The following is a 2,911-nucleotide window of genomic DNA, read 5'->3' as shown; positions in this document are numbered from 1 at the left end:
CCAGCGCCGAGGTCGAGGTCGTCATCGGCACGATCCTGGTCAGCCTCCGCCAGGCCGGCGGGCTGGCTTAGCACCCACGAACCACGGCAAACAGGCGCTGACCGTGGTGAATTCACCGTGCGAAGCGACCCTTTGCCACGGTCGGTGTGACTGATGGTGCCAGTGGTGGAGAACCGTCCACCCACCGAGACCCGCACCCGGCCGCGGCGCCCAGGCCGCGCCGACCTCGCCCGTAGGTGCGCGTCGGCGAGCACCACGGCGGCGCCGCACCCGAAGGCGCAGCCACCCAGGCCCCTACTGCGCGGGATCGGTCACCGAGACCGACCCGGTGGACTCCGGGACGAGCTCGATCCAGGTACGGCCGGCGGGGACCTCGAGCGGGGCGCCGTCGGTGGTCTCCAGGCGCAGCCGGGACGAGGCCGACGACTTGCGCCAGCGGCCCTCGACCATCTGCCCGTCGTGGAACAGGGTCGCCTCGCCCTTGCCCTCGAGCACGGTCTCGGGCACGTCGTTCCCGGCGACGTCGGCGTAGCCGGCCGACTGCACGGGCGCCTTCAGCACCAGGACGTTGTCGGCCTTGAACTCCTTGCCCGGTGCGGCGAGGCCGTTCTGGCGGCGGTACCGCGTGCCCTGCAGCGCCCACCGCGTCCCGGCGCCCGCGCCGAAGCGGACCGTGAACGCGGTCGCGGGATCGGTGCCCGGCTGGGAGTCGGCCGCACCGAACGGCAGGTACGGCTTGACCGACGGGACGTCGTCGGCGGCGTCGGCCACGGGTCGAAGGTCGAGGATCCGGTTGTACGGCGCCCGACGGTCGGCGGCCTTGACGAGCACGTCCAGCTGACCGGTGTCCTCGCTGATGACGGGGATCCCGGCCCGTTCGACGAGCGCGATCGTGGCCGGCGCCCCGCCCGAGGCGATGACGGTGGCCTCGGCCGGGCGCGCGATCGCCACGTCGGTGGCCCGCATCGACCGCACCGGGCCGATCGCGTCGGGCGTCTTGGAGTAGAAGAAGGCCGCCAGGCGGGTCAGGCCTCCCTCGACGAGCTCCTCGACGACGACGTCGGCGTGGATGACCCCCACCTGGGGACGCGCGGCCTGGGTGTTGTCGATCTTCACGACGTAGACGGGGTGCTGGGGCAGCCGGTCCATCGGCAGCCCCGTGAGGGGGGACGGCGCCGACACGGCCGCGGGCGTCGTCGCGACGGGGGCCGAGGACGAGGAGGCCACGGGGATGCCCGACCCGCTGCAGCCGGCGACCAGCGCGAGCACGGCGAGGGCGGGCACGACCGGTGCGAGACGCATCGGCCCAGCATGCAGCAGCGCCGGCACCCCGAGGGGTACCGGCGCCGCAAGTGGTGTTCGTGTCGCGCGTCAGAGACGCAGCGTGCGCACCTGGTAGCTGTCGCTGAAGATCCGGTTGACGCGGACCGGGGTGCCCGGGCGCGACGAGTGGAGCATGATCTTGTGCCCGTTCTTCTTCCCCAGGTAGATCGCGGCGTGGTAGACGCGGCCACCGCGGGTGAAGTAGATCAGGTCGCCGCGCTTCATCTTCGACTTCGAGATCTTGCGGAGCGCGTTGGACTGCGAGCCGCTGGTGCGGGGGATGTTGATCCCGGCCTTCTTGAACGAGTACTGCGTGAGGCCGGAGCAGTCGAAGCCGTTGGGGCCGGTGCCGCCGCGGCGGTACGGGTCGCCGATCTGCTTCTTGGCCACCTTGACGGCCTTGACGACCTTGGCGTTGCGCTGGGCGGCCTTCTTGGCCGCGGCGTCGGAGTGGTTGGCCGTGAAGACCATGAGGCCGAGTGCGACGGCCAGGACGAGCGGCAGCGCAAGCACTGACCGCCAGCGAAGATTCGCGAGCATGGGTGTGTCCCTCTCCACGCCTACGAAGTGAGCTGTCGGGTTAGGGCGAAAGAGTGCCCCGTCCTGTGAAAGGACTGCACCCCGAGCCCGGAACTTTCCGGGCGGATTTCGGTGGGTCCTCCGCTCCTGCCGGGTTGTCGTCGATGACGGGGACGCGACACCGGTGGCAGGACTAGGCGAAGGCCGGTGCGCGCTATGAGGTTGTGGGGGTGGCCGTAGGGCCGGGAGGAATATAAGCGTCGACTCGACGAGAAATCAAACCCCAGATGGCGTGTCGTGGACGAGTGGGGTAGAGGCAGTTGACGAGGCGACGACGCCGACCGCCCGCCCCACGGCGAATCCGATCTCACGGGCCTCATCCACCTGGCGGAGATCGGGAAACGAGAATCGGATCGCGGTCCGGGCCACGTCGGGGTCGATCCCGCACGCGAGCAGCACCGCGGACGGCTCGTCGCTCCCGGCGGCACAGGCCGATCCGGCCGACGCGACCACCCCGTGCTGCTCCTCCAGGCGGAGCAGCACCGCCTCCCCCGACGTGCCCGGCACGCAGAAGGACGCGTGGGAGGGTAGACGACGGCTCGGGTGCCCGGTGAGGAACGCCCCGGGTGAGACATCGAGCACAGTCGCGACGAAGGCGTCCCTCGCGGCGGCCTGCGCGACGTGGTCGGCGGCGGTCGCGAGCTCGAGCGCGCGGGCCAGGCCGACGGCGCCGGCGACGTCCTCGGTGCCCGATCGGCGGCCCCGCTCCTGTCCTCCCCCGTGCACCAGCGGCTCCAGCCGCACGCCGCGCCGGACGTAGAGCGCCCCGACGCCCTTGGGGGCACCCAGCTTGTGCCCGGAGATCGCGAGGGTGTCCACGCCGAGCGCACGCACGTCGAGGTCGACCGCCCCGGCGGCCTGCACGGCGTCGGTGTGGAACGGCACGCCGCGGTCGCGCGCGACCGCGGCGATCTCGGCGACGGGCTGCACGGTGCCCACCTCGTTGCTGGCGGTCATCACCGTGCACAGCGTGGTGTCGTCGCGCAGGGCGGCCGCGACGTCGTCGGGG

Annotated in this window: 3 protein-coding genes and 1 riboswitch; all 3 genes read right to left on the bottom strand. The window is 72.0% G+C overall.

Going from position 1 to position 2,911, the window contains the following annotated elements; all coding sequences use genetic code 11:
• Nucleotides 1-294: 294 nt before the first annotated feature.
• Entirely contained in the window at nt 295-1,302 is a 1,008-nt protein-coding gene (locus tag ACI6PP_RS23070; protein WP_421114095.1) for a DUF3048 domain-containing protein, read from the bottom strand.
• 69 nt (nt 1,303-1,371) lie between these two features.
• On the bottom strand, nt 1,372-1,836 hold the full coding sequence (locus tag ACI6PP_RS23065) for a C40 family peptidase (protein WP_421114094.1): 465 nt from the start codon (nt 1,834-1,836) through the stop codon (nt 1,372-1,374).
• 30 nt (nt 1,837-1,866) lie between these two features.
• A riboswitch (cyclic di-AMP (ydaO/yuaA leader) is annotated at nt 1,867-2,016 on the bottom strand.
• Between the two features lie 102 nt (nt 2,017-2,118).
• Nucleotides 2,119-2,911 (bottom strand): cysteine desulfurase family protein (locus ACI6PP_RS23060; RefSeq protein WP_421114092.1); only part of this gene is annotated, 793 nt, incomplete at its 5' end.

Source organism: Solicola agrisoli, assembly GCF_049059935.1.
Classification (GTDB): domain Bacteria; phylum Actinomycetota; class Actinomycetes; order Propionibacteriales; family Nocardioidaceae; genus JAURVT01.
This window is presented reverse-complemented; position numbering and strand designations above follow the sequence as displayed.